The sequence below is a fragment of the Pseudomonas morbosilactucae genome (genome assembly GCF_023241715.1).
Taxonomy (GTDB): Bacteria; Pseudomonadota; Gammaproteobacteria; order Pseudomonadales; family Pseudomonadaceae; genus Aquipseudomonas; species Aquipseudomonas morbosilactucae.
Genome location: NZ_JALQCW010000095.1, coordinates 1 through 5,713, shown reverse-complemented (window position 1 = coordinate 5,713; position 5,713 = coordinate 1). Strand labels below are relative to the sequence as shown.

General features: G+C 50.9%; 2 tRNA genes and 3 rRNA genes. All 5 read left to right on the top strand.

Features of this window, described 5'->3' with window-relative positions:
- Positions 1-407 precede the first annotated feature (407 nt).
- The 5 genes from M1B34_RS30635 to rrf all read left to right on the top strand — a co-directional run bounded on the left by M1B34_RS30635 (position 408) and on the right by rrf (position 5,616).
- Positions 408-1,944 (top strand): 16S ribosomal RNA (locus tag M1B34_RS30635).
- Positions 1,945-2,026: 82 nt separating this feature from the next.
- A tRNA-Ile gene (locus M1B34_RS30630) sits at positions 2,027-2,103 on the top strand.
- A 30-nt stretch (positions 2,104-2,133) separates the two neighbouring features.
- Positions 2,134-2,209, top strand: a tRNA-Ala gene (locus M1B34_RS30625).
- A 248-nt stretch (positions 2,210-2,457) separates the two neighbouring features.
- A 23S ribosomal RNA gene (locus M1B34_RS30620) occupies positions 2,458-5,349 on the top strand.
- A 151-nt stretch (positions 5,350-5,500) separates the two neighbouring features.
- Positions 5,501-5,616 (top strand): 5S ribosomal RNA (gene rrf, locus M1B34_RS30615).
- Together the 16S, 23S and 5S rRNA genes with 2 tRNA genes alongside form the textbook arrangement of a ribosomal RNA operon.
- Positions 5,617-5,713 lie beyond the last annotated feature (97 nt).

Sequence of the window (5,713 nt, the reverse complement as noted above, 5' to 3'; positions counted from 1 at the left end):
GATTGGTAGAGCGGTTTAGTTAGGCTCTATTACGTTTGATCTTCTGGTCGAAAGCGGAGAAAAAGAGGTGTTGACAGCAGACGTGTAACGCTGTAGAATTTGCCTCCCGCTAGCGAGTGATCGGAAGCGCAAGTGGTTGAAGTTGTTAAGGAAATCCTTGAAAAACTTCTGAAAATAATCACTTGACAGCAAATGAGGCTGCTGTAGAATGGCGCGCCTCGGTTGAGACGAAAGATCTTAACCAACCGCTCTTTAACAACTGAATCAAGCAATTCGTGTGGGTGCTTGTGGAGTCAGACTGATAGTCAACAGATTATCAGCATCACAAGTTACTCCGCGAGAAATCAAAGATGTAACCAACGATTGCTGAGCCAAGTTTAGGGTTTTCTCAAAACCCAAAGATGTTTGAACTGAAGAGTTTGATCATGGCTCAGATTGAACGCTGGCGGCAGGCCTAACACATGCAAGTCGAGCGGTAGAGAGAAGCTTGCTTCTCTTGAGAGCGGCGGACGGGTGAGTAATGCCTAGGAATCTGCCTGGTAGTGGGGGATAACGTTCGGAAACGAACGCTAATACCGCATACGTCCTACGGGAGAAAGCAGGGGACCTTCGGGCCTTGCGCTATCAGATGAGCCTAGGTCGGATTAGCTAGTTGGTGAGGTAATGGCTCACCAAGGCGACGATCCGTAACTGGTCTGAGAGGATGATCAGTCACACTGGAACTGAGACACGGTCCAGACTCCTACGGGAGGCAGCAGTGGGGAATATTGGACAATGGGCGAAAGCCTGATCCAGCCATGCCGCGTGTGTGAAGAAGGTCTTCGGATTGTAAAGCACTTTAAGTTGGGAGGAAGGGCAGTTACCTAATACGTAATTGTTTTGACGTTACCGACAGAATAAGCACCGGCTAACTCTGTGCCAGCAGCCGCGGTAATACAGAGGGTGCAAGCGTTAATCGGAATTACTGGGCGTAAAGCGCGCGTAGGTGGTTTGTTAAGTTGAATGTGAAATCCCCGGGCTCAACCTGGGAACTGCATCCAAAACTGGCAAGCTAGAGTATGGTAGAGGGTGGTGGAATTTCCTGTGTAGCGGTGAAATGCGTAGATATAGGAAGGAACACCAGTGGCGAAGGCGACCACCTGGACTGATACTGACACTGAGGTGCGAAAGCGTGGGGAGCAAACAGGATTAGATACCCTGGTAGTCCACGCCGTAAACGATGTCAACTAGCCGTTGGGAGCCTTGAGCTCTTAGTGGCGCAGCTAACGCATTAAGTTGACCGCCTGGGGAGTACGGCCGCAAGGTTAAAACTCAAATGAATTGACGGGGGCCCGCACAAGCGGTGGAGCATGTGGTTTAATTCGAAGCAACGCGAAGAACCTTACCAGGCCTTGACATCCAATGAACTTTCTAGAGATAGATTGGTGCCTTCGGGAACATTGAGACAGGTGCTGCATGGCTGTCGTCAGCTCGTGTCGTGAGATGTTGGGTTAAGTCCCGTAACGAGCGCAACCCTTGTCCTTAGTTACCAGCACGTAATGGTGGGCACTCTAAGGAGACTGCCGGTGACAAACCGGAGGAAGGTGGGGATGACGTCAAGTCATCATGGCCCTTACGGCCTGGGCTACACACGTGCTACAATGGTCGGTACAAAGGGTTGCCAAGCCGCGAGGTGGAGCTAATCCCATAAAACCGATCGTAGTCCGGATCGCAGTCTGCAACTCGACTGCGTGAAGTCGGAATCGCTAGTAATCGCGAATCAGAATGTCGCGGTGAATACGTTCCCGGGCCTTGTACACACCGCCCGTCACACCATGGGAGTGGGTTGCACCAGAAGTAGCTAGTCTAACCTTCGGGGGGACGGTTACCACGGTGTGATTCATGACTGGGGTGAAGTCGTAACAAGGTAGCCGTAGGGGAACCTGCGGCTGGATCACCTCCTTAATCGACGACATCAGCTGTTCCATAAGCTCCCACACGAATTGCTTGATTCATTGAAGAAGACGATAAGAAGCAGCCCGAAATTGGGTCTGTAGCTCAGTTGGTTAGAGCGCACCCCTGATAAGGGTGAGGTCGGCAGTTCGAATCTGCCCAGACCCACCAATTTTGTGTGGGAAACGCCTGTAGAAATACGGGGCCATAGCTCAGCTGGGAGAGCGCCTGCCTTGCACGCAGGAGGTCAGCGGTTCGATCCCGCTTGGCTCCACCACTACTGCTTCTGCGTTTAAAGCTTAGAAATGAGCATTCCATTGTTGTGATGGTGAATGTTGATTTCTAGTCTTTTGATTAGATCGTTCTTTAAAAATTTGGGTATGTGATAGAAAGATAGACTGAACGTTACTTTCACTGGTAACGGATCAGGCTAAGGTAAAATTTGTGAGTTACTCTTAATTGAGTATTATCGAATTTTCGGCGAATGTCGTCTTCATAGTATAACCAGATTGCTTGGGGTTATATGGTCAAGTGAAGAAGCGCATACGGTGGATGCCTTGGCAGTCAGAGGCGATGAAAGACGTGGTAGCCTGCGAAAAGCTTCGGGGAGTCGGCAAACAGACTTTGATCCGGAGATGTCTGAATGGGGGAACCCAGCCATCATAAGATGGTTATCTTGTACTGAATACATAGGTGCAAGAGGCGAACCAGGGGAACTGAAACATCTAAGTACCCTGAGGAAAAGAAATCAACCGAGATTCCCTTAGTAGTGGCGAGCGAACGGGGACTAGCCCTTAAGTGGCTTTGAGATTAGCGGAACGCTCTGGAAAGTGCGGCCATAGTGGGTGATAGCCCTGTACGCGAAAATCTCTTAGTCATGAAATCGAGTAGGACGGGGCACGAGAAACCTTGTCTGAATATGGGGGGACCATCCTCCAAGGCTAAATACTACTGACTGACCGATAGTGAACTAGTACCGTGAGGGAAAGGCGAAAAGAACCCCGGAGAGGGGAGTGAAATAGATCCTGAAACCGTATGCGTACAAGCAGTGGGAGCAGACTTTGTTCTGTGACTGCGTACCTTTTGTATAATGGGTCAGCGACTTATTTTCAGTGGCGAGCTTAACCGAATAGGGGAGGCGTAGCGAAAGCGAGTCTTAATAGGGCGTCTAGTCGCTGGGAATAGACCCGAAACCGGGCGATCTATCCATGGGCAGGTTGAAGGTTGGGTAACACTAACTGGAGGACCGAACCGACTACCGTTGAAAAGTTAGCGGATGACCTGTGGATCGGAGTGAAAGGCTAATCAAGCTCGGAGATAGCTGGTTCTCCTCGAAAGCTATTTAGGTAGCGCCTCATGTATCACTGTAGGGGGTAGAGCACTGTTTCGGCTAGGGGGTCATCCCGACTTACCAAACCGATGCAAACTCCGAATACCTACAAGTGCCGAGCATGGGAGACACACGGCGGGTGCTAACGTCCGTCGTGAAAAGGGAAACAACCCAGACCGTCAGCTAAGGTCCCAAAGTTATGGTTAAGTGGGAAACGATGTGGGAAGGCTTAGACAGCTAGGAGGTTGGCTTAGAAGCAGCCACCCTTTAAAGAAAGCGTAATAGCTCACTAGTCGAGTCGGCCTGCGCGGAAGATGTAACGGGGCTCAAACCATACACCGAAGCTACGGGTATCACGTAAGTGATGCGGTAGAGGAGCGTTCTGTAAGCCTGTGAAGGTGAGTTGAGAAGCTTGCTGGAGGTATCAGAAGTGCGAATGCTGACATGAGTAACGACAATGGGTGTGAAAAACACCCACGCCGAAAGACCAAGGTTTCCTGCGCAACGTTAATCGACGCAGGGTTAGTCGGTCCCTAAGGCGAGGCTGAAAAGCGTAGTCGATGGAAAACAGGTTAATATTCCTGTACTTCTAGTTATTGCGATGGAGGGACGGAGAAGGCTAGGCCAGCTTGGCGTTGGTTGTCCAAGTTTAAGGTGGTAGGCTGGAATCTTAGGTAAATCCGGGATTCTAAGGCCGAGAGCTGATGACGAGTTACCTTTTAGGTGACGAAGTGGTTGATGCCATGCTTCCAAGAAAAGCTTCTAAGCTTCAGATAACTAGGAACCGTACCCCAAACCGACACAGGTGGTTGGGTAGAGAATACCAAGGCGCTTGAGAGAACTCGGGTGAAGGAACTAGGCAAAATGGCACCGTAACTTCGGGAGAAGGTGCGCCGGTGAGGGTGAAGGACTTGCTCCGTAAGCTCATGCCGGTCGAAGATACCAGGCCGCTGCGACTGTTTATTAAAAACACAGCACTCTGCAAACACGAAAGTGGACGTATAGGGTGTGACGCCTGCCCGGTGCCGGAAGGTTAATTGATGGGGTTAGCTAACGCGAAGCTCTTGATCGAAGCCCCGGTAAACGGCGGCCGTAACTATAACGGTCCTAAGGTAGCGAAATTCCTTGTCGGGTAAGTTCCGACCTGCACGAATGGCGTAACGATGGCGGCGCTGTCTCCACCCGAGACTCAGTGAAATTGAAATCGCTGTGAAGATGCAGTGTATCCGCGGCTAGACGGAAAGACCCCGTGAACCTTTACTATAGCTTTGCACTGGACTTTGAATTTGCTTGTGTAGGATAGGTGGGAGGCTTTGAAGCGTGGACGCCAGTTCGCGTGGAGCCATCCTTGAAATACCACCCTGGCAACTTTGAGGTTCTAACTCAGGTCCGTTATCCGGATCGAGGACAGTGTATGGTGGGTAGTTTGACTGGGGCGGTCTCCTCCTAAAGAGTAACGGAGGAGTACGAAGGTGCGCTCAGACCGGTCGGAAATCGGTCGTAGAGTATAAAGGCAAAAGCGCGCTTGACTGCGAGACAGACACGTCGAGCAGGTACGAAAGTAGGTCTTAGTGATCCGGTGGTTCTGTATGGAAGGGCCATCGCTCAACGGATAAAAGGTACTCCGGGGATAACAGGCTGATACCGCCCAAGAGTTCATATCGACGGCGGTGTTTGGCACCTCGATGTCGGCTCATCACATCCTGGGGCTGAAGCCGGTCCCAAGGGTATGGCTGTTCGCCATTTAAAGTGGTACGCGAGCTGGGTTTAGAACGTCGTGAGACAGTTCGGTCCCTATCTGCCGTGGACGTTTGAGATTTGAGAGGGGCTGCTCCTAGTACGAGAGGACCGGAGTGGACGAACCTCTGGTGTTCCGGTTGTCACGCCAGTGGCATTGCCGGGTAGCTATGTTCGGAAAAGATAACCGCTGAAAGCATCTAAGCGGGAAACTTGCCTCAAGATGAGATCTCACTGGAACCTTGAGTTCCCTAAAGGGCCGTCGAAGACTACGACGTTGATAGGTTGGGTGTGTAAGCGCTGTGAGGCGTTGAGCTAACCAATACTAATTGCCCGTGAGGCTTGACCATATAACACCCAAGCAATTTGCTTAAGAAGCGAGTTGCGGTGTGTGAAGACGAAACGAACCGAAAGTTCGAGATGATCACAAAACACCGAAAGCTATCACATACCCAATTTGCTGAAGCGAGGCCATCTGGTCACGACTCAGTACCCGAATTTCTTGACGACCATAGAGCGTTGGAACCACCTGATCCCATCCCGAACTCAGCAGTGAAACGATGCATCGCCGATGGTAGTGTGGGGTTTCCCCATGTGAGAGTAGGTCATCGTCAAGATTAAATTCCGAAACCCCAATTGCGAAAGCAATTGGGGGTTTTGTTTTTGCCTGCGAAAAGAAAGTTCGTACGGTCGATCCACGTAACTAGGCAGCCG